We start from the raw sequence: 24,292 nt of genomic DNA, 5'->3' as shown, positions 1-24,292 counted from the left end.
CTAGGGGGCGTGCCTGCCGCGGACGCCCAGACCCTCGTCGTCCGAGTCCGTCCACAGAGTGGTGTCGTACGGCTCCTCGCTGATCGTGATGACGCCGTCGACAGGTGCGGCGTGGCCGGCCGGGCCGGGCGGGCCCGGCGCGGTGTCCTGCGCGCGCAGTTGCGCAAGGCTCCGCTCCAGTCGTCCGACGGTGCGGACCAGGTCGTCGAGACAGTGCTGAACTGCCGTCAATTCGTCCTGCAGTGACATGACTTGATCTCACTTCCGCAGTCGCGGGCGGCCATGCGCATGCGCATGCGAGTGTTGCGCGTCACATCCCCGTTGGGAAGAGAGCGGGCCGTCCTGTCTTGCGAATGCGGGGTACGGCCCTCGGGGAGCGTCGAATTCCGGCCGGTGCCGGCGCTCCGCCGCACGGGTGAGGTTCGGGGCTGCCGCGCCGTGTCTGCGCGGTCTCCCGCGCGTGGGCGCTTTCAGTGGACGGGCGGAACCAGTGTGATCAACTGCAAATGCCACCAAATACGCAACATCCGGTCTATTCGGGTAAGAGTGGGCCGGGCCGTCCCCGGAGGTATCAGTCATGTCCCACGTCGGCGTCCCGCGCGGGACATCCCGAAAGCGCCGCTCGCTCGCACTTCTCACCACGGGTGTGCTCGCCCTCCCCGCACTGGCCGGATGCAGCTCGGGCAAGGACGAGGCCACCAGCGCCACCGTCGTCCCGCAGGACGTCGCACCGGCCGCCCGCGCCCAGGTGGCGGAGGGCGGCACGGTCAACTGGGCGATCGACGCTATGCCCGCCACCCTCAACGCCTTCCAGGCCGACGCCGACAGCGCCACGACCCGGATCACCGGAGCCCTGCTGCCGACCCTCTTCCCGCTCGACGCCAAGGGCCGGCCGCAACTGAACCCGGACTACCTGGAATCCGCGAAGGTGGTCGACACCGAGCCCAGGCAGGTCGTGCTCTACCGGCTGAACCAACAGGCGGTCTGGAGCGACGGCCGGGAGATCGGGGCACCCGACTTCGTGGCCCAGTGGCGCGCACTGAGCGGCAAGGACTCCGCCTTCTGGACCGCCCGCAACGCCGGGTACGAACGCATCGAGAAGATCGAGCGCGGCGCGGACGACCTGGAGGTCAAGGTCACCTTCGCCAAGCCGTACGCGGACTGGCGCTCCCTCTTCTCCCCGCTGTACCCGAAGCAGGTGACGGGCTCCCCGGACTCCTTCAACGACGGCGCGCGGTCCACGCTCAAGGCGACCGCGGGACCGTTCCGGCTGCGCGAGGTGGACAAGGAGACGGGATCCGTCACGCTGGCCCGCAACCCGCGCTGGTGGGGGAGCCCCGCCAAGCTCGACTCGCTGGTCTTCAAGGCCGTCAAGCCGCAGGACCGCACCGAGGCGCTGGTCGAGGGGAAGATCGACGTCGCCGACATCGACGCGGCGTCCGCCCACCGCATCGTCCAGGCCGCCCGGGGCACCGGCGCCAACGGCGCGCCGCCCGCCCACGGCCCCGGCTCCGAGATCACCCCCGCCCAGGCGCTGCGGTCCTGGGCACTGGCGAACGGCTCCGACGAAGAGGTGGCCGAGGAGGCGCAGGAGGCCCGGGACGAGAAGGCCGGTGCCGCGAAGGCGTACGCCGCCGAGCAGAGCGACCTGAGCGCATACGTGGTGCGCAAGTCCCTGGAGCCCGCCTACACCCAGCTCGCGCTGAACGGGGAGACCGGGCCGCTCGCCGACGACCGGGTGCGCCGGGCCGTGGCCCGCGCCCTGGACCGCCAGGAACTCGTCGACGCCGTACTCAAGCCGCTCGGCCTGCCCGCCGAGCCGCTCGGCAGCCACCTGGCCCTCGCCGGGCAGCCCGCGTACAAGGACGGCAGCGAGGCGCTCGGCAGCCAGGACACCAAGGAGGCCCAGGCCCTGCTGGCCGACGCGGGCTGGACGCGCGAGGGCGCCACGAAGAAGACGGACGGGACCAAGGCCGGCAGCGAGGGCGAGAAGCAGAAGGACGCCGGTAAGACGCAGGAGAAGGCCGCACAGAAGAAGGAAGCCGCGGAGGAGAACGAGGCCAAGGAAACCGCGGAGGCCGAGGAGGCGGCGGAGGAGAAGGAGGCGGCGGAGGAGGAGAAGGGGGAGAAGGCCGACAGCGCGAAGGGCGACGGCAAGACCGACGACGCCGCCCGGCGCGAGCCCTCCGACGACGATGGCCTCTACATCGTCGGCGACGACGACAAGCCCGGAGAGGCCGAGGGCGCGGCCACCCACGTCATCGCGCCCGCCCCGGCCGCCGCCGCACAGAGCGCCGCCCTGCTGCGCCAGGCGGGACGCCTGGGCGAGACGGGCACGTCCGAGGACGCCCCTGTCCGGATCACCGCCCAGGACCGGCAGCCCGGCGGCGCGGCCGGCGCCTACGCCCCGGCCGGTACCGCGGCCCCCGCCCAGGCCCCCGACTCCGCGCGCGGCCCCCTCGGCAAGGACGGCAAGCCGCTGTCGCTGCGGTTCGTCCTGCCGTCCGGTCCGGGCTCCGAGTCCCTGCGCAGCGTCGGCGACAGGATCGCGGCGATGCTGGACACGATCGGGATCCGTACCGAGATCACCAAGGTCTCCGACGACAGCTACTTCCGGGACCACGTCGCGTCCGGCGACTACGACCTGGCGCTGTACTCCTGGCCCGCGACCGCCTACCCGGCCACGGACGACCGCCCGATCTTCGCCAAGCCGGTGCCCGCCACCGACGGCTCGCTGCTCGTCGAGCAGAACTACACCCGCGTCGGTACGGACCACATCGACCAGCTCTTCGACGAGGCGGTCTCGGAACTCGACGAGGGTGCGGCCGGCGACCTGATGAAGCAGGCGGACGCCCGCATCTGGGCCGCCGCAGGATCGATTCCCCTGTACCAGCGCCCGCAGCTGGTCGCGACGGACAAGAAGCTGCTGAACGTCGGCGCCTTCGGCTTCGGGGCGCCGCACTACCAGGACATCGGTTTCAAGAAGCCGCAGTCCGCCGGTGCTCCGGCCAACACGAAGAAGTAGCAGGTCAGCGACTGGCCGAAAGCTCAGAACTGGCTCAATTCCCTTGCCCGCCGGACCGCCGGCGGGCAAGGCTGTGTCCACCCACTGACCCGGGTAGCCGCTCCACCACCCGATCTCCGGGGCCCCAACCCCGGAGATCCCGCCGCGCAGGCGCCGCTCCGAGTCCCACCTCGGAGCCGTGGCCCCGGAGCCCCACCTCCGAGGCTGCCCGGCCCCGCGTGCGTGTCGTCCGCCCCGGGGGCGTGCTCACGGCCACCGGTGAATTCCTCCGGAAGAAGTGACCACGGGGGCGGAGACACGGAGCGGACGCGTGCCCGGCGGTCCGCCGCGACGAGCCGAGGCCCGCACACCGCTCGAACAGGGGCCGTCGCCGCGTATCAGGGGATCCCGCCGGCCGCCGGGCGGGCCCCGTGGCCTGCCCCGCAGCCCGCCCCATGGCCGGTAGGACTTGCCCGGGAAGCCGGAGGCGCGCATGCCCCGTACCATGGGACTAGCCGTGGCGTGTCCGCCCGGCGGGCGTACGAGGACTCAAGACCGACTAAGACGCCTGATCCCGACCCGAGAGAAGCGCTAGCCACCCATGCCCACGCGCCACGACATCCGTAACGTAGCCATCGTCGCCCACGTCGACCACGGCAAGACCACGCTGGTCGACGCCATGCTCAGGCAGGCCGGCGCCTTTGCCGCGCACGCCGCCGAGAACCTCGACGAACGCATGATGGACTCGAACGACCTGGAGCGTGAGAAGGGCATCACGATCCTGGCCAAGAACACGGCCGTGAAGTACCACCCCAAGGATGGCGGCGACGTCATCACGATCAACATCATCGACACCCCCGGCCACGCCGACTTCGGCGGTGAGGTCGAGCGAGGCCTGTCGATGGTGGACGCGGTCGTGCTGCTGGTCGACGCCTCCGAGGGCCCGCTGCCGCAGACCCGCTTCGTGCTCCGCAAGGCGCTGACGGCCAAGCTGCCGGTCATCCTCTGCATCAACAAGACGGACCGGCCGGACTCCCGGATCGCCGAGGTCATCGACGAGACGTACGACCTCTTCCTGGACCTGGACGCCGACGAGGACCAGATCGAGTTCCCGATCGTCTACGCGTGCGCCCGTGACGGCGTCGCCTCGCTGACCAAGCCGGAGGACGGCACCGTCCCGCCGGACAGCGACAGCCTGGAGCCGTTCTTCAGCACGATCCTCTCCGCGGTCCCGGCCCCGGAGTACGACGAGGACGCCCCGCTCCAGGCGCACGTCACCAACCTGGACGCCGACAACTTCCTCGGCCGTATCGCGCTGTGCCGTGTCGAGCAGGGCGAGCTGCGCAAGGGCCAGACGGTCACCTGGATCAAGCGTGACGGCACGCAGTCCAACGTCCGCATCACCGAACTGATGATGACCGAGGCGCTCACCCGCAAGCCGGCCGAGAAGGCCGGTCCGGGCGACATCTGCGCGATCGCCGGTATCCCGGACATCATGATCGGCGAGACCCTGGCCGACACCGAGAACCCGATCGCGCTGCCGCTGATCACGGTCGACGAGCCGGCCATCTCGATGACCATCGGTGCGAACACCTCGCCGCTGGTCGGCAAGGGCGGCAAGGGCCACAAGGTCACCGCCCGCCAGATCAAGGACCGTCTGGACCGCGAGCTCGTCGGTAACGTCTCGCTCCGCGTCCTGGACACCGAGCGCCCCGACGCCTGGGAGGTCCAGGGCCGTGGTGAGCTCGCCCTGGCCATCCTCATCGAGACCATGCGCCGGGAGGGCTTCGAGCTCACCGTCGGCAAGCCGCAGGTGGTCACCAAGCAGGTCGACGGCAAGACCCACGAGCCGATCGAGCGCATGACGATCGACTCGCCGGAGGAGCACCTCGGCGCCATCACGCAGCTCATGGCGACCCGCAAGGGCCGCATGGAGACCATGACGAACCACGGTTCGGGCTGGGTCCGCATGGAGTGGATCGTCCCGTCCCGCGGCCTCATCGGCTTCCGTACCGAGTTCCTGACCCAGACCCGCGGCACGGGCATCGCGCACTCCCTGTTCGAGGGCCACGAGCCGTGGTTCGGCGAGCTGCGCACCCGTCACAACGGCTCGCTGGTGGCGGACCGCGCGGGCGTCGTGACGCCGTTCGCGATGGTCAACCTCCAGGAGCGGGGTGTCATCTTCACGGAGGCCACCACCGAGGTCTACGAGGGCATGATCATCGGCGAGAACTCGCGCGCCGACGACATGGATGTGAACATCACCAAGGAGAAGAAGCTCACCAACATGCGTGCGGCTTCCGCGGACACCACGGAGAACGTGGTGCCTGCCCGCAAGCTGTCGCTGGAGCAGTCGCTGGAGTTCTGCCGCGACGACGAGTGCATCGAGGTGACCCCGGAGACCGTGCGTATCCGCAAGGTCGTCCTGGACCAGAAGGAGCGCGGCCGCTCCGCGTCGCGCGCCAAGCGCTGATCCGGCACCGCCCCGAGCACGCCTGCCGAGAGGCCCGGTTCACCCGCAGATCATGCGGGTGAACCGGGCCTCTCGGTGTTTCCTCCTTCACCTCCTCCTGGTCCGTCACCGGCGGCGCGTCCGCGGGCTTCTCGGTGGCCACGGTGCCGGCAAGCCTCGACGCGCACGTCGAAGGCAGCTACACGCATTCCAGGGGCACACCACGGCCAAGAGCATCACCGTCACGGACGAGCTGACGAAGAAGGGCCGGTACTGGTTCTACGCGGGCCGGCTCAAGGCGTCCGGGTACTGGCAGGGCTACCGCTGCGATCGCGGCACCAAGTGGGTCAAGCAGGCGCACGGTACGGCGAAGACGTACGGGGCGCTGGTCGAAGGCGCCACTCGCTGCGGTGAGAAGGTCAGCAAGAAGAGCATCGCCAACCTGGTGCAGACGAAGTACTGCTGACCCGGCTTCCCGGCGGCAGAACCGGGAGTGCCCCGCTGATCCGGCTGGATCGGCGGGGCACTTCTGTGTGCGAGCCGCTTGCCGCGGGCGCCGCGGCTCTGTCGGGCCGTCGCCGACCGGTCTTCTCCGGGTCCCCGGTCGGGAACGGATCCGATGGGTGGCCCGGGGGAGTCCTCCGGCCCTCGCGGACGGCGGTGGCGGAAGGGGGGCGGTGCCCGCCGGTGGTCGCTGTCTCACGTGTCGGACGGGTCGTGACGCGTGGACAGGCGGCACAAGGCGCAACCTGTTTTCTTTCGTCAGACGTCCGGATATCGACCGCCGTTCACCGGAGCACGTGTTAACAGTCCGTTTCGGGTGTGTCTGTCTAGGATCACTTTGTCCGAATTTCGGCCATCCGAGGCTTCCTATGTTGTCAAACCGAGACCCTTTAAGTGTGGTTTACAGCCCGGTTGTGCTCAATAGTTGGCTCAGTTGAGCTCGGGTCAATGAGGCGCGCACTGGCAGGGTGCCGACTCGCGAGCGCGCTGGGTGTACCGATCAAGCATCTCAGGAATGACTGCGGATGTCGGTGCCTCTCTTGCGGTGAACAAAGTGGACTCTTGAGGAGGAACCCATGCGTGGTGTCATAAGCACCAACTGGGTCGTGTGCGCGACGTTGATCCCTACGGGGGTCGGCCGACCGTGACAAGTCCTGTGCAGATCGACGACGCCGAGGCGTCAGCCCTCCCGGCGTCCGGGAGCGAGTCGGTCTCCGGTGAGCCGGAGATCAAGAAGGCCGCAGGCCTTTCCCCCGGGCAGCTGATGTGGCGTCGCTTCAAGAGGGACCGCACCGGGGTCATATCCGCGTGCATCGTCATCTTCTTCTTCGTGGTGGCGATACTCGCGCCCGTGATCTCGATGCTCTACGGCAAGGATGCCTACACCCTTTACGGGCAGGACAACCTCGACCTCCTCGACGAGTTCAACATGCCGACGGGCGGGGCGGGTGGCATCTCCGCCGACCACTGGTTCGGCATCGAGCCCAACCTGGGCCGCGACGTGTTCATGCAGCTCGTCTACGGCATGCGCACCTCGATCTACACCGCCCTTGCCGCGACCGTCCTGATGGTAGTGATCGGCGTGTTCTTCGGGCTGGTGGGCGGCTACTTCGGGGGCAAGATCGACTACTGGGTCGGCCGCCTGACGGACTTCCTGCTCGGCTTCCCCAGCCAGCTGTTCTTCATCGCCTCCATGCCGGTGGTCGTCGCGGCGTTCGTCCGCCCCGACGAGGAGACCCCTACGTCTCTGCGAGCCGTAGCGATCATCCTCGTGCTGTCGTTCCTGGGCTGGATGGGCCTCTCCCGTCTGATCCGTGCGGAAACGCTGACCCTGCGCGAGCGGGAGTTCATCGAGGCCGCAAGGATCTCGGGCGCCTCGCCCTCGCGGATCATCCGCAAGGAGCTGATGCCGAACATCATCACGCCCGTCCTGGTGCAGGCCACGCTGCTGCTGCCCTCCACGATTCTCTCCGTGGCGTTCCTCTCCTTCGTGGGTGTCGGCTTCGTCGAACCCACCCCGGACTGGGGCCGGATGTTCGCCATCGGCGCTGACATCTATGAGCAGGACCCGGTGTACATGCTGTTCCCCGGTGTCGCCATGGTCGTCTTCGTCGTGGCGTTCAACCTTCTCGGCGACTCGGTCCGAGACGCGTTCGACCCCAAGTCCGGACGCTAGAACTTCCGTCCCCCCCGCGGATGGGGTAGCTGTCACCCGGACGCCGGCCAGGGCCGGACGCGCCAGGCAGCCTAGTTGGATCACTACTGACAGATAGGTACTCATCGTCATGAGCATCTTTGGTACGCGCCAGATGCGCGCCGCGGTCATCGCGGTGGCAGCCGGTTCGTTGGTGCTGACCGCATGCGGCGGCAGCGACAACGACAACAGCAGCAAGGGCAAGACCAAGACCCAGGAAGACGCCGCCAAGCAGTCGTCGGCCGTCGTCATGGGTGACGCCAAGGCGTCCACCGGTCCTGCGGCCGAGGTGCCCGGCGCCAAGTCCGGCGGCACCATGACGGTCTACCAGGAGGCGGACTTCTCGCACCTGGACCCGGGTCAGAGCTACGTCAGCGACGCCAAGCAGCTGGACCGGCTGCTCCAGCGTGGTCTGACGCAGTACCAGGAGGACGACAAGGGCCAGCTCACCGTCGTCGGTGACCTCGCCACCGACTCCGGCAAGGTGACCGACGGCGGTAAGACCTGGACTTACACGCTCAAGGACAACCTCAAGGACGAGAACGGCAGCCCGATCGACTCGGGCGACATCCGTCACACGATCGAGCGCCTGTACGCGCCGTTCATCACCGACGGCCCGATCTACATCCAGAACTGGCTGTCCGGTGCGGGCACCGCGTACCGCAAGGCGCTGCCGGACGGTCCGTTCAAGGGCAAGCACCTGCCGGACTCGGTCCTGGCGACCCCGGACGCGAAGACCGTGGTCTTCAAGTTCAAGGAGGCGCAGCCCGACCTGGCCCAGGCGCTGGCGATGCCCGGCTACTCCGTGGTTCCGGAGAAGACGGACACCAAGGAGAAGTACGACACGGACCCGGTCGCGACCGGCCCGTACAAGATCGCCGAGTTCAAGCCCGGCAAGTCGATGAAGCTCGTCAAGAACACGAACTGGGACGCGTCGACCGACTCCGTCCGCCACCAGTACGTCGACGGCTTCAACATCGAGTACAACCACGACGACGACGACCAGACCAAGACCCTCCTGGCCGACCGTGGTGACGCCAAGAACGCCGTGATGTTCACGGGTCAGGTCGCCACCAACCAGGTGAGCAAGGTCGTCGGCGACGCTGCCGCGATGAAGCGCACCATCCAGGGCTACGCGCCCTACGTGTGGCAGCTCAACTTCAACCTGGACCGCATGACGGACAAGAAGGTCCGTGACGCGATCACCTACGCCATGCCGAACGCCCAGCTCTACAAGCTCGACGGCGGCGCGTACGGCGGCGAGACCGCGACCGGTCTGATGGCCCCGACCCTTCCCGGCTACGAGAAGTCGTACGACCCCTTCGGCAAGCTGAAGAAGCCGAACGGTGACGTCGCGAAGGCCAAGCAGCTGATCAAGGAAGCCGGCGCCGAGGGCAAGAAGGTCATCTACGCCTACGGCAACACCCCGGTCCGCCAGCAGCAGGCCGTCCTGATCTCCAAGCGCCTTGAGGAGATCGGTCTCGAGGTCGTGAAGAAGGAGATCGACTCCGCCACCTGGTACGAGCAGGTCGGCAAGGTCAAGAACGGTCTCGACCTGTACATGACCGGTTGGGGCCAGGACTGGCCGGCAGCCTCCACGGTCATCCCGCCGTCCTACGACGGGACGCAGCTGCAGGACGGTTCCTCCGTCTACTCGCACATCAACGACCCCAAGGTCAACGCCGAGATCGCTCGCATCGTGAAGATCACGGACCCGGCCGAGGCGCAGAAGGCCTGGACCGCCCTGCACCACGACATCGTGGAGCGCATCAACCCGGCGGCCCCGATCTACTTCACCAAGGTGTTCCAGATCTTCGGCTCCAACGTCGGTGGTCTCCGGTACTCCAGTGACGCCAGCTACATCGACGTCACGCGTCTGTACCTGAAGAAGTAGTAACCCGCACAGGCCGGTCCCGGGGGTGCGCACACGGCGGAGCGCGCACCCCCGGGGCTCCGGCCCTCTCCTGATGTCCCCCTCATTGCCGCCGTCCTGAGAGCAGCGACCAGCCATGCTTCGATTCCTCACTCGCCGGACGCTCGGCGCAGTCCTGACACTTTTCCTGATCAGTGCCGTCACATACTTCATGTTCTTCGCCATTCCGCAGGACCCGGCACTGCTCGCATGTGGAAAGAACTGCACCCCGGACGCGCTGGAGGTCATCCACAAGAACCTCGGCCTGGACCAGCCCGTGGCCGTCCAGTTCTGGCACTACATGGTCGGCATCTTCGCCGGTCGCGACCTTCCCGTGGGTGAGTGCGCGGCCCCTTGCTTCGGCATCTCCTTCGACAGCGGGCAGCCGGTGTGGGACACCATCATCGACCGTCTCCCGCTGACGCTCTCCCTCTCCGCCGGCGGACTCGTCGTCTTCCTCGTGGTGGGCCTGGGTCTGGGTATGCTCGCTGCCTGGAAGAAGGGCACGAAGGTCGACAAGACGGTCAGCTCGGCTTCGCTCGTGCTGAGCTCCCTGCAGATCTACTTCCTCGGCCCGGTGGTTCTCGGGATCTTCGTCTACAGCACGGGATGGCTGAACAAGCCCAAGTACGTGCCGCTGACGGAGAGTTTCAGTGGCTGGTTCATGGGTCTGCTGATCCCGTGGCTCGTCATGTCGGTCATCTTCACGGCCCAGTACACGCGTATGTCGCGCTCGTCGATGATCGAGCAGTTGCAGGAAGAGCACGTCAAGGCAGCCCGCGCGAAGGGTATGACGAGCCGCTTCGTCTTCTTCCGCTACGCCTGGCGCGGTTCGCTCATCCCGATCGTCACCATCATCGGTATGGACATGGGTGCGCTCTTCGGTGGCGCCATGGTCACCGAACTCACCTTCGGTCTGGCCGGAGTCGGCCGCCTCGCCCGCGACTCCGTGGTCCTCAAGGACCTCCCGCTGACCATGGGCGTGTTGATCTTCAGCGCCGCCTTCATCCTGTTGTTCAACGTCATCGTGGACGCCGCGTACGCGTTCATCGACCCGCGCGTGCGTCTGTCCTAGGAGTACGACCGTGACCACACTCACCAAGACCGAGGACTCGCCCGCACCGGCTTCTTCCGGCCCCTTCCTCTCGGTGCGGGACCTGCGGGTCCAGTTCTCCACCGAAGACGGCATCGTCAAAGCCGTGGACGGGCTCTCGTTCGACCTGGAGCGCGGCCAGACGCTCGGTATCGTCGGCGAGTCGGGTTCCGGCAAGTCGGTGACCAACCTGAGCATCCTGGGGCTGCACAACAAGCGCAGCACCGAGGTCTCGGGAGAGATCGTGCTGGACGGCCACGAGATCACCGGCGCCTCGGACAAGCAGCTCCAGACGCTCCGCGGCAACAAGATGGCGATGATCTTCCAGGACGCGCTGACCGCCCTGTCGCCGTACTACACGGTGGGCCGGCAGATCGCCGAGCCGTTCATGAAGCACACGGGTGCCTCCAAGAAGGAGGCGCGTGCGCGCGCGATCGAAATGCTCGGCAAGGTCGGTATCCCCGACCCGAAGAACCGGGTCGACGACTTTCCGCACCAGTTCTCCGGCGGTATGCGCCAGCGCGCGATGATCGCGATGTCGCTGGTCTGCAACCCCGAACTGCTGATCGCGGACGAGCCGACCACGGCCCTGGACGTCACCGTCCAGGCGCAGATCCTCGATCTGCTCAAGGACCTCCAGCAGGAGTTCGGTTCGGCGATCATCCTGATCACCCACGACCTCGGCGTCGTCGCGAACACCGTTGATGACCTGCTGGTGATGTACGCAGGGCGGGCCGTCGAGCGCGGCACAGTGCGTGAGGTACTCAAGAGCCCGCAGCACCCGTACACCTGGGGCCTGCTCGGTTCGATGCCGCGGCTCTCCTCGGACGTTGGTTCCGAGCTGACGCCGATCCCGGGATCGCCGCCCAGCCTGCTGAACCCGCCGTCGGGCTGCGCGTTCAATCCGAGGTGCTCGTTCGTCGACATCGTCGACGGGAGCGGCCGCTGCGTGAACGAGCGACCCCTGCTTCCGGAAGGGCGTGGCTCTGCCTGCCACCTCACCGGCGAGCAGAAGCAGCAGGTTTTCATCGAGACGATTCAGCCCCGGCTGGGCTGATGTACCGGCAACTGGGGCTATGACCATGAGCGAGAACAAGAGCAACACCGCCGGTCCGGACACGGCTCAGGCGCAGCGGGAACCGGATGTCTCGGAACCGCTCCTGAGCGTGCAGGGCCTGACCAAGCACTTCCCGATCTACGGCGGATTTCCCTTCAAGCGGCAGGTCGGTGCGGTCCAGGCCGTCGACGGCGTGACGCTGGACGTGTACCCGGGTGAGGCCCTCGGCCTGGTGGGTGAATCGGGCTGTGGCAAGTCGACCACCGGTCGGCTGCTCACCCGTCTGATGGAGCCGACCCGAGGCACGATCACCTACAAGGGCCAGGACATCTCCCACGCCAGCCGCAGGCAGATGGCGCCGATCCGGTCCGAGATCCAGATGATCTTCCAGGACCCGTACGCGTCGCTGAACCCGCGGCAGACGGTCGGCACGATCATCTCCGGGCCGATGGAGGTCAACGGCATCAACCCGCCCGGAGGCCGTGAGGCTCGGGTGCGGGAGCTGCTGGAGACGGTCGGGCTCAACCCGGAGCACTACAACCGCTTCCCGCACGAGTTCTCCGGCGGACAGCGCCAGCGCATCGGAGTTGCACGCGCTCTCGCGCTCAACCCCAAGATCATCATCGCGGACGAGCCGGTCTCCGCGCTCGACGTGTCCATCCAGGCGCAGGTCATCAACCTGCTCCAGGAGCTTCAGCGAGAGCTGGACATCGCGTTCGTCTTCATCGCGCACGACCTCGCGATCGTCCGGCACTTCTCGCAGCGCATCGCGGTGATGTACCTCGGCAAGGTGGTGGAGGTCGCCGATCGCGACTCGCTGTACAACGCCCCGCGCCACCCGTACACGCACGCCCTGCTGTCGGCGGTGCCGAACGCGGACCTGGATGCCGACAAGACGGAGCGGATCCGGCTCTTCGGTGACGTACCGTCGCCGATCATGCCGCCCTCCGGCTGCCGCTTCCGGACCCGCTGCTGGAAGGCGCAGGACAAGTGCGCGACGGAGGAGCCTCCGCTGGTGCAGCTCTCGGGCGCCCGTGAGGGGCACCTGACGGCCTGCCACTTCCCGGAGGAGCCGACCACCAAGAAGACCGGCCCGGACGTCGTTCTCGACCCCGCGCTGATCGCTCTGGAGAAGAACGCGGAAACGAAGTAGCAGGACGCTCCGGCGAAGCCGGGAGCTCGGGTGCCGGGACGCGGAAGCGTCCCGGCACCCGTTCGCGTTTCCGGGGCCTCGCGGCCGGAAGGCGGGCGACCCGCTCATCCGGCTGTCACGGTGACTTCAGGTGCGGCCGGTTTCGCGGAGGCGGAAGCGGACGGCGTGCGGTAGCCGCGAAGGGGCCCGTTGGTCGCGGCCACTGCGGCGATCGCCAGGGCGGCGGAGAGGCCTCCGAAGACCAGGGCGAAGGGGGCGGAGGTGACCGACGCCAACAGGCCGCCACGGAAGTTGCCCAGTTCGGGGCCCGCGACACCGATGACGTGTTCCACGGAGGAGACCCGCCCCCGGTACGCGTCCGGGGTCTCCAGCTGGACCAGGGCGCTGCGGGTGACGACGGAGACGGTGTCGGCCGCGCCCGCCACGGCCAGGCAGCCGAGCGCCGCCCACAAGGGCCCCGCCAGACCGAAGCAGGCCAGCGCCAGGCCCCAGATACCGGCCGCGGACAGCTGAACCAGGCCGCTACGGCGCCAGCGCGTCACGGTGCCGGAGAGCAGACCGGCCGTGATCCCCCCGACCGCGACGGCCGAGAGGAACAGGCCGAGGGTCTGTGGGTTTCCCCCGAAGCGGATCTCGTTGACCAGCGGGAAGAGCGCGATGGGCATGGCGAGCAGAGTTGCGGACAGGTCGGTGGCCAGCGAGCCCCGCAGCGTCGGGCGGCCGAGGACGACCCGCCACCCGCCACGCTCCGGCCGGCGCCTGCCGCCTGCCGTGCCGCCACCTTCGGGCGGCATGGCGGGCAGGCGGATCACCGCGAGCATCGAGACCGCCATGGCAGCGGCCTGGGTCGCGTATGCGGCCGGGAAGTCCCAGCGGGCGATGATCAGGCCGGCCATCGCGGGACCGGCCAGCATCGCCGCCTGGAAGGAGACATTGGTCAGGGCGAGACCGGCCGCGACCTGGTCGCCCGGCAACAGCCGGACCGGGAAGGTGCGCCGGGCGGGAGCTCCCAGAGCGCTGCAGCTCGTCCCCAGGGCGACCAGGGCGAGCAGCAGCAGTACGTTCCGGTTGTCCGCGAGGGCCTGGGCGCACAGCCCCGCGGCGGCCAGCAGCTGACCCGCGGTGGTGGCCCGCACCACCGCACGGCGGTCGACGGTGTCGGCCAGCGTGCCGCCGAGCAGCCCGAACAGCACGATCGGCAGGCCGGTGGCGAGCCCGATGGCGCCGGTGCCCACGGGGCTGCCGGTCAGGTCCCAGACCTGGGCCAGCACCGCCACGTTGGCTGTCTGGCCGCCGAGTTGAGAGATCGAGGTGCCGATCCACAGGTCGCGAAACGGCCGACTGCCGCGCAGCGGTCGGGTATCGATGAACCGGACACGGAACCGCCCCTTCACCGCGGTGGTTCGACAAGGTGGTGGAGGATTCGCTCCCGCATCGGCCGGCGTTCCAGAGCCCGCCGCACCTCCGCGACGACGGCGGTCATCGCGTGCGGGATCTCGCTGTCGAGTTCGGCGACCGTCGCATGGGTGGCGCGCCACTCCGCCTCCAGGAACGGCACCAGTGACCGGCCTCGCCCGGTCAGGCCGATCTGCCGGGTGCGGGCGTCGGGTCCCGGCTCGGAGGTGACCAGACCCGCCTTGAGCATGGCGGCGACGGTCTGGCTGATCGCGGAGTGCGAACGGCCCAGGGACTTCGCCAGCTCGAGAATGGTCAGTGGCCCGGTGTGGGCGAGGCGGATCAGCGGATAGGCGAACCGAGGCCGCACCCCCTCGATGTCACGCTCGACGTAGACCTGCTCGATCTCGGCGTCCATGGCCGCCAGCAGCTCGTGCAGGGAGTGCCAGGGATCGGGCAGCGCTGTGGGATCCGTATTTATCACAGCGCTAATATAACAGCGCTTGATAATTTGGTCTCGTGAGCGTGCGCTCGGCCCGCACTTGCCTGTGGCCCTACCATCAGGGCGGTGGACACGACGCACCGGCCCGCCGCCCGGGTCATCTGCCTTGACGCCGCCGACCGGCTGCTTCTTCTGCGCTGGCGGGATCCGTTCGACGGGGCGATGCTCTGGGAGCCGCCCGGCGGCGGCATCGAGCCCGGCGAGACGCCACTGGCGGCGGCACGACGTGAACTGGTCGAGGAGACCGGGCTCGACGCGGCCTGCGTCCTTGAGCGGGCGGTGCTCGTCGACCGTGATGTGCGGTGGAACGGCAAGCGGTACATCGGGACGGAGCACTTCTTTGTCGCCCGGTTTGCCGACGAGCAGCCATCCCCGGTGCGGACCGGATTGCTCCCCGATGAGCAGGCCGCCCTGGATACGTATGCCTGGATCGGATGGTCGGATCTGGGCTCTCTGCCGGACCCGTTCGAGCCGCCGCAGATGCTGACGGTGCTCGGCGCCCTGGTGCCTGACGGCCCATGGTGCGATCGGGTTGGTGCATGAGATGTGGTCACGGCGACCGGGACCGTGCATGAGGTGTGGCCACGGTGACCCGGACCGGCGACCGGGTCACCGTGCGTGAGGTGCGGTCGCGACGGTCGGCAACCTGTGGGGGCCGGGCTCCCTCGCGACGGAAACCCGGATGCGGGTGTCGCGCGGTCACCCCTAGGCTGCGCCAACAGGGTGGGCGAGGCGCCGTACGGCCCGTCAGCGGATCGGAGACGCACGGGGTATGACCAGTCAACTGTTCGCGATCTGCTTCAACGCGACTCGGCCCTCGGGCCTGGCGCGGTTCTGGTCCGGGGTTCTGGGCTGGGAGCCGGCTGACGGTCCGGACGGCGACGTCGCGATCCTGCCCCCTGACGGCGCCGGGTTCCGCATCCGTTTCCTGCCGGGTCAGGAGCCGAAGACCGCTCAGAACCGGGCGCACTTCGACCTGACAAGCGCCTCCCCGGAGGAGCAGGAGCGGACGGTGTCCAGGGCGCTGGAACTGGGCGGGAAACACATCGACGTGGGCCAGCTTCCGGAAGACGGGCATGTGGTGCTCGCCGATCCGGACGGCAACGAGTTCTGCGTCATCGAGGCGGGCAACAAGTTCCTCGCCGACACCGGCTTCATCGGGGCGCTGGCCTGCGACGGTACGCAGGAGGTCGGCTACTTCTGGAGCGAGGTGCTGCGGTGGCCGCTGGTCTGGGACCAGGATCAGGAGACCGCGATCCAGTCGCCGAACGGCGGTACGAAGATCACGTGGGGCGGCCCTCCGGTGGCGCCGAAGGCGGGCACGAACCGGCTGTACTTCGAGCTGGTGCTGCCCGCCGGTGCCGACTGGGAGGCGGAGGCCGACCGCCTGATCTCGCTCGGTGCGACGCGCACCGACGCCGGCGAGGGTGAGGGCGACGGCGGTCGGGTGCTGATGCTCGATCCCGACGGCAACGAGTTCTCCGTACAGAGGCCCCGGTAGCGGCGCTCTGCGGACGGCACGAGCGGACAGCGGCCGCTCCGGCGGCGTGGCCGAGCTGTACGGCCACGGCTCCGGGCGTTACCCAGGGCTGCGCGTCACCTTGCCGAGACCGGTGCCGCCTGCTCAAGGATGCGGAGGGCGTCGGCGGCCGCCGGTGACAAGACGGTGTCGTCCCGCAGGTCGGCAAAGGAGACCCACTCCACCGCGTCGGTGGAACCGTCGGTCTCGGCCACTTCCGGTGCCCCGCCCTTCAGCGCGACGACGTAGAACAACGCCGTGAGGCTCCAGCTCACTCCGTTCCGCCTGACCGCGTAGGTCCGCGCATCGGCCAGCCGGGCATCGGCGAGTTCGAGCCCCGTCTCCTCCCGGAGCTCACGGGCCAGGGCCTCGACGGGCTGTTCGCCCGGGTCGATTCCGCCGCCCGGCAGGTGCCACAGCCCGGGCAGGAAAACAGGGGACGTGTCCGACAGCCGGGCCAGCAGGAGCCGATCGTCCTCCACCGCGATTGCGTATGCCGAAACACGGGTCTGTACGTGAGCGCCCACGGTGCCCGCCCCTCCCTGTTCGAATGCTGCCGGGCTGACACCTTAACGTCGCCGGCCGATGTGGCCGGGGCCGACGCTCGTCACGGACTCCGACGCGTCACCGCTTTCGGCAGCCGCGCGAATCCGTCACGTCCGATGTGCCCGAATGCTCACTCTGTGCCCAGATGGCGGGAGTAAATGTGCGAAAGGTCCTATGTCAGGTGATATTTGACCTCACGTACGACGGAGCACTACGAGGAGGCACTCCATGCGCGGAGCCACACAGGTCAAGTGGGCCGCATGTGCGGTGGCCGTCGCCCTGGCGGCGACGGCCTGCGGCGGAGGGGACAGCGGCGGTGGTGGCGGTGGCGCCGATGGGATCGTGAGCTCCTCCTGGGGTGACCCGCAGAACCCGCTGGAGCCCGCCAACACCAACGAGGTGCAGGGCGGCAAGGTCCTCGACATGATCTTCCGCGGGCTCAAGAAGTACGACCCGAAGACCGGCGAGGCGACGAACATGCTCGCCGAGAAGATCGAGTCCACGGACAATCAGAACTTCACCATCACGGTGAAGGACGGCTGGACCTTCAGCAACGGCGAGAAGATCACCGCCAAGTCGTTCGTGGACGCCTGGAACTACGGCGCCCTGTTGAAGAACAACCAGAAGAACGCCTACTTCTTCGGTTACATCGACGGATACGACAAGGCCCACCCCGAGACCGGCACGGCGAGCGCCACCTCGCTCTCCGGCCTCAAGCAGGTGAACGACATGACCTTCACGGTCAAGCTGACGCAGAAGTTCTCCCTGTGGCCCGACACCCTCGGCTACCCCGCCTTCTCGCCGCTGCCCACGGCCTTCTTCACCGACCACGCGGCCTGGGTGTCCAAGCCGATCGGCAACGGCCCGTACACGATCGACGATTACGCCAAGGGCTCGTCGATGAACCTGCGCAAGTGGGACGACTACCCCGGTGACGACAAGGCGCAGAACGGTGGGATCGACCTCAAGGTCTACACCGACAACAACACCGCCTACACCGACCTGACCGCCGGCAACCTCGACCTCGTCGACGACGTGCCCGCGTCCCAGCTCAAGAACGTCAAGGCGGACCTCGGCGACCGCTACATCAACACCCCGGCCGGCATCATCCAGACGCTCGCGTTCCCCTTCTACGACGAGCAGTGGAACACTCCCGGCGCGATCAAGGTCCGTCAGGGCCTCTCCATGGCGATCAACCGCGAGCAGATCACCAACCAGATCTTCCAGAAGACCCGCACCCCCGCCTCCGACTGGACCTCCCCGGTCCTCGGCGAGGACGGCGGCTTCAAGAAGGGTCTGTGCGGCAAGGAGTGCACGTACAACGCGGCCGACGCCAAGAAGATGATCGAGGACGGCGGCGGGATCCCCAACGGCCAGCTCAAGATCTCGTACAACGCGGACACCGGCTCCCACAAGGAGTGGGTCGACGCCGTCTGCAACAGCATCAACAAGGTCATGGGCAACAACAAGGCGTGCGTGGGCGCCCCGGTCGGCACCTTCGCCGACTTCCGCAGCCAGGTCTCCCAGCAGAAGCTGCACGGCGCCTGGCGCGCGGGCTGGCAGATGGACTACCCGCTGATCCAGAACTTCCTGCAGCCCGTCTACTACACCAACGCCTCGTCCAACGACGGCAAGTGGAACAACAAGCAGTTCGACGACCTCGTCAACAAGGCGAACGCCGAGTCGGACAAGGCCACGGCCGTCTCCACCTTCCAGGACGCCGAGAAGGTCATGGTCCAGCAGATGCCCGTCATCCCGCTCTGGTACCAGAACGGCAGCGCCGGCTACTCGGAGAACGTCACCAACGTCTCGCTGAACCAGTTCAGCGTCCCGGTGTACGAGCAGATCAAGGTCAAGTAGGCGGCTCAGGCCGGGTGACCGGTGCGCTCCCGCACCGGTCGCCCGGCTTCCCCGTCCCCGGCCCCCGACTCTCAGCCCAGAGCCTCTGACCCCGCGACCCCCGGAGCCCTTCATGGGACGTTATGTGATCCGGCGGCTGCTGCAGATGATCCCGGTCTTCTTCGGCACCACGCTGTTGATCTTCCTCATGGTGAACGTGATGGGTGACCCCATCGCGGGTCTCTGCGGCGACCGCCAGTGCGATCCGGCGACTGCCGCCCAACTCCGTTCGGAATTCGGCCTCGACAAGCCGGTCTGGCAGCAATACCTCACCTACATGGGCAACGTCTTCACCGGCGACTTCGGCACCGCGTTCAACGGGCAGAAGGTCACCGAGCTGATGGCCACGGCCTTCCCCATCACCATCCGCCTCACCCTCGTGGCGATCTTCTTCGAGATCGTCATCGGCATCAGCCTCGGTGTCGTCACGGGTCTGCGCCGCGGCCGTCCCATCGACACGTCCGTGCTGGTCCTGACCCTGGTCGTCATCTCCATCCCGACCTTCGTCACCGGTCTGCTGCTCCAGCTCCTGCTCGGCGTGGAATGGGGCGTGATCAAACCGTCCGTCTCCAGCGAGGCTCCGCTCAACGAACTGATCATCCCCGGGCTCGTGGTCGCCTCGGTCTCCCTGGCCTACGTCACCCGGCTCACCCGGACCTCGATCGCCGAGAACGCCCGCGCCGACTACGTCCGTACCGCTACCGCCAAGGGCCTCCCCAGGCGCCGCGTGGTCGTCCGGCACCTGCTGCGCAACTCGCTGATCCCCGTCGTCACCTTCATCGGTACTGACGTGGGCGCCCTGATGGGCGGAGCGATCGTCACGGAGCGGATCTTCAACATCCACGGCGTCGGCTACCAGCTCTACCAGGGCATCCTGCGCCAGAACTCGCAGACCGTCGTCGGCTTCGTCACCGTTCTGGTCCTTGTCTTCCTGGCGGCGAACCTGATCGTCGACCTGCTCTACGCCGTACTCGACCCGAGGATCCGCTATGCCTGAGCAGACACCGGACGAGGCGATCTCGTCGGCCGGAGCCGGCGGAACGATGGACCTCGCCCTCGACGAGGGCGACAGCCTCGAAAAGACGCCCGGCGGTCCCGAGGGAACGGGACCCGGCACCAAGCCGCAGAGTCTGTGGTCCGACGCCTGGCGCGACCTGCGCCGCAACCCCGTCTTCATCATCTCCGCACTGATCATCCTGTTCCTGGTGATCATCTCGATCTGGCCGCAGCTCATCGCCTCCGGTGACCCGCTCGACTGCAACCTCGACAAGGCCCAGGAGGGCTCCCAGCCCGGCCACCCCTTCGGGTACGACGGCCAGGGCTGTGACGTCTACACTCGTGTCGTGTACGGCGCCCGGAACTCCGTGACCGTCGGTATCTGCTCCACCATCGGCGTCTCGCTGATCGGCAGCATCCTCGGCGGCCTGGCGGGTTTCTTCGGCGGCTGGTGGGACTCGATCCTCTCCCGGCTCACCGACGTCTTCTTCGGCATCCCGGTCGTCCTCGGCGGCCTGGTCTTCCTCTCCGTGGTGACCAGCTCCACCGTCTGGCCCGTGATCGGCTTCATCGTGCTCCTGGGCTGGCCGCAGATCGCCCGCATCGCCCGCGGCTCCGTCATCACCGCCAAGCACAACGACTACGTCCAGGCGGCCCGGGCGCTCGGCGCCTCCAACGGGCGGATGATGCTGCGCCACATCGCTCCCAACGCCATCGCCCCGGTGATCGTCGTCGCGACCATCGCGCTGGGTACGTACATCTCCCTGGAGGCGACCCTGTCGTTCCTCGGCGTCGGCCTGAAGCCACCGGCCGTCTCCTGGGGCATCGACATCTCCGCCGCGTCCCAGTACATCCGCAACGCCCCGCACATGCTCCTCTGGCCCGCCGGTGCGCTGGCGGTCACCGTGCTCGCGTTCATCATGCTCGGCGACGCGGTGCGCGACGCCCTCGACCCCAAGCTGCGCTGAGGAGTCCGCTGCCATGTTGCTCGAAGTGCGCGATCTGCACGTGGAGTTCCACACCCGGGACGGGGTCGCCAAGGCCGTCAACGGGGTCAACTACTCGGTGGCCGAGGGCGAGACGCTCGCCGTGCTCGGCGAGTCCGGCTCCGGCAAGTCGGTCACCGCACAGGCGATCATGGGCATCCTCGACATGCCGCCCGGCAAGATCAGCGGCGGCGAGATCCTCTTCAAGGACCGCGACCTGCTGAAGCTCAAGAAGGAGGAGCGCCGGAAGATCCGCGGCCAGGAGATGGCCATGATCTTCCAGGACGCCCTCTCCTCGCTCAACCCCGTGCTCACCGTGGGGGAGCAGCTCGGGGAGATGTTCGTCGTGCACCGCGGAATGTCCCGCAAGGAAGCGAAGGCCAAGGCCGTCGAACTGATGGACCGGGTCCGCATCCCGGCCGCGAAGGAGCGGGTCGGCAACTACCCGCACCAGTTCTCCGGCGGGATGCGCCAGCGCATCATGATCGCGATGGCACTGGCCCTCGAGCCCTCGCTGATCATCGCGGACGAACCCACCACCGCCCTCGACGTCACCGTCCAGGCCCAGGTGATGGACCTGCTCGCGGAGCTCCAGCGCGAGCTGAACATGGGCCTGATCCTCATCACCCACGACCTGGGCGTGGTCGCCGACGTCGCCGACAAGATCGCCGTGATGTACGCGGGCCGCATCGTGGAGACCTCGCCGGTCCACGACATCTACAAGGCGCCCGCGCACCCGTACACCAAGGGCCTGCTCCGCTCGATCCCGCGGCTGGACCAGAAGGGCCAGGAGCTGTACGCGATCAAGGGCCTGCCGCCCAACCTGCTCCACATCCCGCCCGGCTGCGCCTTCAACCCGCGCTGCCCGATGGCCCAGGACATCTGCCGCACCGACGTGCCGCCGCTGTTCGACGTGGCCGAGCACCGTCAGAGCGCCTGCTACTTCTGGAAGGAGACGCTCGATGCACGCTGACCACTCGGGGCGCAAGGGAGCGCGCGAAGAGGGCGAGGTGGCACGCGACCTCCTGGCCAAGTCGCGGGAGGGCAGCAGGTACGCGGGCGGCGAGCCGATCCTTGAGGTCCGCGACCTCGTCAAGCACTACCCGCTGACCCAGGGCATCCTGATCAAGAAGCAGATCGGTGCCGTCAAGGCGGTCGACGGGGTCTCCTTCGACCTGGCGGCCGGCGAGACCCTCGGGATCGTCGGCGAGTCCGGCTGCGGCAAGTCGACCGTCGCGCGGATGCTGGTGCACCTGGAAGCTCCGACAGCCGGCGCGATCCGGTACAAGGGCGAGGACGTCACCAAACTGTCCGGCCGCGCGCTGAAGGCCGTGCGCCGCAACATCCAGATGGTGTTCCAGGACCCGTACACCTCCCTCAACCTGCGGATGACGGTCGGCGACATCATCGGGGAGCCGTACGAGATCCACCCCGAGGTGGCCCCGAAGGGCGACCGGCGGCGCAAGGTGCAGGACCTGTTGGATGTCGTCGGCCTCAACCCCGAGTACATCAACCGCTATCCGCACCAGTTCTCCGGCGGCCAGCGTCAGCGCATCGGCATCGCCCGCGGCCTCGCGCTCAACCCCGAGATCATCGTCGCCGACGAACCCGTCTCGGCCCTCGACGTCTCCGTCCAGGCCCAGGTCGTCAACCTGCTGGACCGGCTCCAGACGGAGTTCAACCTCAGCTATGTGTTCATCGCCCACGACCTCTCCATCGTCCGTCACATCTCCGACCGGGTCGGCGTGATGTATCTCGGCCGGTTCGCCGAGATCGGCACGGACGAGGAGATCTACGACCACCCCACGCACCCGTACACCCAGGCGCTGCTCTCCGCCGTGCCGGTGCCGGACCCGATGGCGCGCGAGTACCGCGAGCGGATCATCCTGCACGGCGACGTGCCCTCGCCCGCCAACCCGCCCTCCGGCTGCCGCTTCCGCACCCGCTGCTGGAAGGCGCAGGAGCGGTGCGAGCTGGAGGTGCCGCTGCTGGCGGTCCCGGCGGCCTTCCGGCTCACCGACACCCCGGCCAAGCATGATTCGGCCTGCCACTTCGCGGAGGAGAAGCGCGTGGTGCCCCCGGAGGGGACGCTGGAGCAGGTGGGCGAGGGCGACACGGGAGCCGGCCCCGACGTGGAGAAGGTGGACCGCGAGGCCCGGAAGCCGCCGGAGACGGACGCGCAGCCGGGGGACCGGCCGCCGCCGGAGGCGCGGAACGAGGGCGACGGCCCGCCGCCGCCGGACGTGGGGAACGACGGCGACGGCCCGCCGCCGCCCTCCGGCAGCAGCCGGGTCAGCTGACCCGCCGGTCCGTTAACGCGTGGGCAACTCGGGCGTCTCACGTCCGATATACGGACCCGTCAGCATGGACTGCGTACGGCCGTGCGGGTGCCGTGGACCGGCCGGAGGGACTCACGTCTCCCCGGCCGGTCGCCCGTCGGGACCGTGCCGACGGCCCTCTTGTCGGGAGGCCGGGCGCGGGGGAGTATCGCTGGGGTGATACTCACTCGTGGAGCAAGAGTGACCGGCGCCGCTCTCTGCGCGGTGCTCGCCCTGATCGTCGCGAGCTGGCTCGTGCGGGACATCAGGGCCGTGGACGCCGAGCAGCTGTGGCGTTACTGGGCCGGCTTCCATGACGCGCGCCCGAAGGCGATGCCCGCCACCTCACCCCTGGATGCCGCCCTCCTCGTGGTGTACGTCTTCGCCACCGTCGCCGCGCTGCGCTCCTCGGTCGCCGCCACCGTGCTCGTCGCCACCGGAGTGATCACCCTCGCCGTACGGCTGCCGGGGGTCTGGGGCATCGGGAGCCGCCGGATGGAGACGGTGTTCTCCGACGACCTGCGCTCACGGGCGCTGATCTGTGCCTTCGTCGCCCTCGCCGCGGGCATCGCGCTGCTCATCACCGCCGGAGCCGGCCGCCGTCCGCCGGCCGACTCCTACGAGCAGCTGCCCTCCCGGCCCGGGTCCGGTGCCTCCGTCGCCGCGTTCCTGATGCTGGGCGCGGCTGGAGCGGTGCTGATCGCCTGGGAGATCCGCCAGATGGTGAGGTACCCCGAGCTCTATCCCGAGTGGTACGTGGGCGACGACCGCATCCCGCACGGCGTGATCGACCCGCCGCCGGGCTGGGGCACCGCGGCGCTGGCGCTGCTCTGTCTGGTCGCGGCGGCTAGCGCCCTCTTCCGCGCCGTGCACGCGCGGCCGTTCGGTCTGGTGGCGGCCGCGCTGCTGCTGCCCGGCGGGGCACTGGGCGTGGCCCGGGCCGTCCACTACGACCTGTTCGACGACTTCGGTTCCCTGCCGACGGAGACCCAGCTGATGCTCCTGAGCTGGATCTTCGAGGTGATCGCCGCGCTGGTGGTGCTGCTGGCGCTGGCGCCCAGGGGCTTCGCCGACCTCCCCGGCCCCTACGGACCGGGGCAGGGCCCCGGCTACGGCCCCCCGGAATTCGGTCCCCCCGGCTACGCCCCCACCTCGTACCCGGGGCAGCAGCCGCCGCCCGCACCGGGTTACGGCTACCCGCAGGGCGGCGGCGGTTTCGGGCCGCCCCCGCCGCCCTCGCAGCCGCCGCCGGGCTGGTAGACG

General features: G+C 68.5%; 20 protein-coding genes. 16 read left to right on the top strand and 4 right to left on the bottom strand.

Features of this window, described 5'->3' with window-relative positions:
* A complete protein-coding gene (locus tag ACIOEW_RS09840) occupies nucleotides 1-249 on the bottom strand; it encodes a hypothetical protein (protein ID WP_401963057.1) in 249 nt (82 codons plus the stop codon).
* Nucleotides 250-577: 328 nt separating this feature from the next.
* On the opposite strand from ACIOEW_RS09840, the gene ACIOEW_RS09835 reads away from it, so the two are divergent.
* The 8 genes from ACIOEW_RS09835 (at nucleotide 578) to ACIOEW_RS09800 (ending at nucleotide 12,868) form a co-directional block, all read left to right on the top strand.
* On the top strand, nucleotides 578-3,025 hold the full coding sequence (locus tag ACIOEW_RS09835; protein WP_401963055.1) for an ABC transporter family substrate-binding protein: 2,448 nt from the start codon (nucleotides 578-580) through the stop codon (nucleotides 3,023-3,025).
* 580 nt (nucleotides 3,026-3,605) lie between these two features.
* Complete coding sequence (gene typA, locus ACIOEW_RS09830) at nucleotides 3,606-5,477, top strand: translational GTPase TypA (RefSeq protein WP_362551094.1); 1,872 nt, start codon at nucleotides 3,606-3,608, stop codon at nucleotides 5,475-5,477.
* Between the two features lie 52 nt (nucleotides 5,478-5,529).
* Complete coding sequence (locus ACIOEW_RS09825) at nucleotides 5,530-5,922, top strand: hypothetical protein (protein WP_401963053.1); 393 nt, start codon at nucleotides 5,530-5,532, stop codon at nucleotides 5,920-5,922.
* A gap of 681 nt (nucleotides 5,923-6,603) precedes the next feature.
* Entirely contained in the window at nucleotides 6,604-7,635 is a 1,032-nt protein-coding gene (locus ACIOEW_RS09820) for an ABC transporter permease (protein ID WP_362551088.1), read from the top strand.
* Nucleotides 7,636-7,744: 109 nt separating this feature from the next.
* Nucleotides 7,745-9,547, top strand: coding sequence for an ABC transporter substrate-binding protein (locus ACIOEW_RS09815; RefSeq protein WP_362551085.1), 1,803 nt, complete (start codon nucleotides 7,745-7,747; stop codon nucleotides 9,545-9,547).
* A gap of 115 nt (nucleotides 9,548-9,662) precedes the next feature.
* On the top strand, nucleotides 9,663-10,640 hold the full coding sequence (locus ACIOEW_RS09810; protein ID WP_362551082.1) for an ABC transporter permease: 978 nt from the start codon (nucleotides 9,663-9,665) through the stop codon (nucleotides 10,638-10,640).
* A 10-nt stretch (nucleotides 10,641-10,650) separates the two neighbouring features.
* A complete protein-coding gene (locus ACIOEW_RS09805; protein WP_362551079.1) occupies nucleotides 10,651-11,715 on the top strand; it encodes an ABC transporter ATP-binding protein in 1,065 nt (354 codons plus the stop codon).
* Nucleotides 11,716-11,740: 25 nt separating this feature from the next.
* Nucleotides 11,741-12,868, top strand: coding sequence for a dipeptide ABC transporter ATP-binding protein (locus ACIOEW_RS09800; RefSeq protein WP_362551076.1), 1,128 nt, complete (start codon nucleotides 11,741-11,743; stop codon nucleotides 12,866-12,868).
* Between the two features lie 104 nt (nucleotides 12,869-12,972).
* Here ACIOEW_RS09800 and ACIOEW_RS09795 read toward each other — a convergent pair whose 3' ends face one another.
* Both ACIOEW_RS09795 and ACIOEW_RS09790 read right to left on the bottom strand, forming a co-directional pair.
* On the bottom strand, nucleotides 12,973-14,262 hold the full coding sequence (locus ACIOEW_RS09795; protein ID WP_401963050.1) for an MFS transporter: 1,290 nt from the start codon (nucleotides 14,260-14,262) through the stop codon (nucleotides 12,973-12,975).
* Entirely contained in the window at nucleotides 14,259-14,747 is a 489-nt protein-coding gene (locus tag ACIOEW_RS09790; RefSeq protein ID WP_401963048.1) for a MarR family winged helix-turn-helix transcriptional regulator, read from the bottom strand. The genes ACIOEW_RS09795 and ACIOEW_RS09790 overlap by 4 nt, the downstream gene beginning before the upstream one ends.
* An 84-nt stretch (nucleotides 14,748-14,831) precedes the next feature.
* Here ACIOEW_RS09790 and ACIOEW_RS09785 point away from each other — a divergent pair, with 84 nt between their 5' ends.
* On the top strand, nucleotides 14,832-15,308 hold the full coding sequence (locus tag ACIOEW_RS09785) for an NUDIX domain-containing protein (RefSeq protein WP_401963046.1): 477 nt from the start codon (nucleotides 14,832-14,834) through the stop codon (nucleotides 15,306-15,308).
* A gap of 229 nt (nucleotides 15,309-15,537) precedes the next feature.
* The gene (locus tag ACIOEW_RS09780; protein ID WP_401963044.1) at nucleotides 15,538-16,266 is read left to right on the top strand and encodes a VOC family protein; all 729 of its coding nucleotides are present in this window, start codon (nucleotides 15,538-15,540) and stop codon (nucleotides 16,264-16,266) included.
* Between the two features lie 95 nt (nucleotides 16,267-16,361).
* Here the strand turns inward: ACIOEW_RS09780 and ACIOEW_RS09775 are convergent, their stop codons facing one another.
* Nucleotides 16,362-16,811 (bottom strand): NUDIX hydrolase, encoded by a 450-nt coding sequence (locus tag ACIOEW_RS09775; protein ID WP_401963042.1) that lies wholly within the window; start codon nucleotides 16,809-16,811, stop codon nucleotides 16,362-16,364.
* Between the two features lie 247 nt (nucleotides 16,812-17,058).
* On the opposite strand from ACIOEW_RS09775, the gene ACIOEW_RS09770 reads away from it, so the two are divergent.
* From ACIOEW_RS09770 to ACIOEW_RS09745, 6 genes are all read left to right on the top strand, one after another.
* The gene (locus tag ACIOEW_RS09770) at nucleotides 17,059-18,690 is read left to right on the top strand and encodes an ABC transporter substrate-binding protein (RefSeq protein WP_362551060.1); all 1,632 of its coding nucleotides are present in this window, start codon (nucleotides 17,059-17,061) and stop codon (nucleotides 18,688-18,690) included.
* A 112-nt stretch (nucleotides 18,691-18,802) separates the two neighbouring features.
* Nucleotides 18,803-19,726 (top strand): ABC transporter permease, encoded by a 924-nt coding sequence (locus ACIOEW_RS09765; protein WP_401963040.1) that lies wholly within the window; start codon nucleotides 18,803-18,805, stop codon nucleotides 19,724-19,726.
* Nucleotides 19,719-20,693, top strand: coding sequence for an ABC transporter permease (locus ACIOEW_RS09760; protein WP_362551056.1), 975 nt, complete (start codon nucleotides 19,719-19,721; stop codon nucleotides 20,691-20,693). The genes ACIOEW_RS09765 and ACIOEW_RS09760 overlap by 8 nt, the downstream gene beginning before the upstream one ends.
* 13 nt (nucleotides 20,694-20,706) lie before the next feature.
* Nucleotides 20,707-21,684 carry an ABC transporter ATP-binding protein gene (locus ACIOEW_RS09755; RefSeq protein ID WP_362551053.1) on the top strand — a complete coding sequence of 326 codons (978 nt, stop codon included), beginning with the start codon at nucleotides 20,707-20,709 and terminating at the stop codon, nucleotides 21,682-21,684.
* Nucleotides 21,674-23,011 (top strand): ABC transporter ATP-binding protein, encoded by a 1,338-nt coding sequence (locus ACIOEW_RS09750; RefSeq protein ID WP_401963037.1) that lies wholly within the window; start codon nucleotides 21,674-21,676, stop codon nucleotides 23,009-23,011. The genes ACIOEW_RS09755 and ACIOEW_RS09750 overlap by 11 nt, the downstream gene beginning before the upstream one ends.
* A 219-nt stretch (nucleotides 23,012-23,230) precedes the next feature.
* Nucleotides 23,231-24,289 (top strand): hypothetical protein, encoded by a 1,059-nt coding sequence (locus ACIOEW_RS09745; protein ID WP_401963036.1) that lies wholly within the window; start codon nucleotides 23,231-23,233, stop codon nucleotides 24,287-24,289.
* The last annotated feature ends 3 nt before the right edge of the window (nucleotides 24,290-24,292 follow it).

This window comes from Streptomyces sp. NPDC087901, assembly GCF_044742205.1.
Lineage (GTDB): Bacteria > Actinomycetota > Actinomycetes > Streptomycetales > Streptomycetaceae > Streptomyces.
The sequence above is the reverse complement of the archived record's forward strand: the minus strand, read 5'-3'. Positions and strand labels throughout refer to the sequence as shown.

Bases quoted from the DNA above. Each gene is read 5' to 3' on its own strand.
- ACIOEW_RS09750 (WP_401963037.1), top strand. From the start codon at position 21,674: ATGCACGCTGACCACTCGGGGCGCAAGGGAGCGCGCGAAGAGGGCGAG.
- ACIOEW_RS09810 (WP_362551082.1), top strand. From the start codon at position 9,663: ATGCTTCGATTCCTCACTCGCCGGACGCTCGGCGCAGTCCTGACACTT.
- ACIOEW_RS09760 (WP_362551056.1), top strand. From the start codon at position 19,719: ATGCCTGAGCAGACACCGGACGAGGCGATCTCGTCGGCCGGAGCCGGC.
- ACIOEW_RS09840 (WP_401963057.1), bottom strand. From the start codon at position 249: ATGTCACTGCAGGACGAATTGACGGCAGTTCAGCACTGTCTCGACGAC.
- ACIOEW_RS09780 (WP_401963044.1), top strand. From the start codon at position 15,538: ATGACCAGTCAACTGTTCGCGATCTGCTTCAACGCGACTCGGCCCTCG.
- ACIOEW_RS09800 (WP_362551076.1), top strand. From the start codon at position 11,741: ATGAGCGAGAACAAGAGCAACACCGCCGGTCCGGACACGGCTCAGGCG.
- ACIOEW_RS09815 (WP_362551085.1), top strand. From the start codon at position 7,745: ATGAGCATCTTTGGTACGCGCCAGATGCGCGCCGCGGTCATCGCGGTG.
- ACIOEW_RS09765 (WP_401963040.1), top strand. From the start codon at position 18,803: ATGGGACGTTATGTGATCCGGCGGCTGCTGCAGATGATCCCGGTCTTC.
- ACIOEW_RS09770 (WP_362551060.1), top strand. From the start codon at position 17,059: ATGCGCGGAGCCACACAGGTCAAGTGGGCCGCATGTGCGGTGGCCGTC.
- ACIOEW_RS09835 (WP_401963055.1), top strand. From the start codon at position 578: ATGTCCCACGTCGGCGTCCCGCGCGGGACATCCCGAAAGCGCCGCTCG.
- typA (WP_362551094.1), top strand. From the start codon at position 3,606: ATGCCCACGCGCCACGACATCCGTAACGTAGCCATCGTCGCCCACGTC.
- ACIOEW_RS09755 (WP_362551053.1), top strand. From the start codon at position 20,707: ATGTTGCTCGAAGTGCGCGATCTGCACGTGGAGTTCCACACCCGGGAC.
- ACIOEW_RS09825 (WP_401963053.1), top strand. From the start codon at position 5,530: ATGCGGGTGAACCGGGCCTCTCGGTGTTTCCTCCTTCACCTCCTCCTG.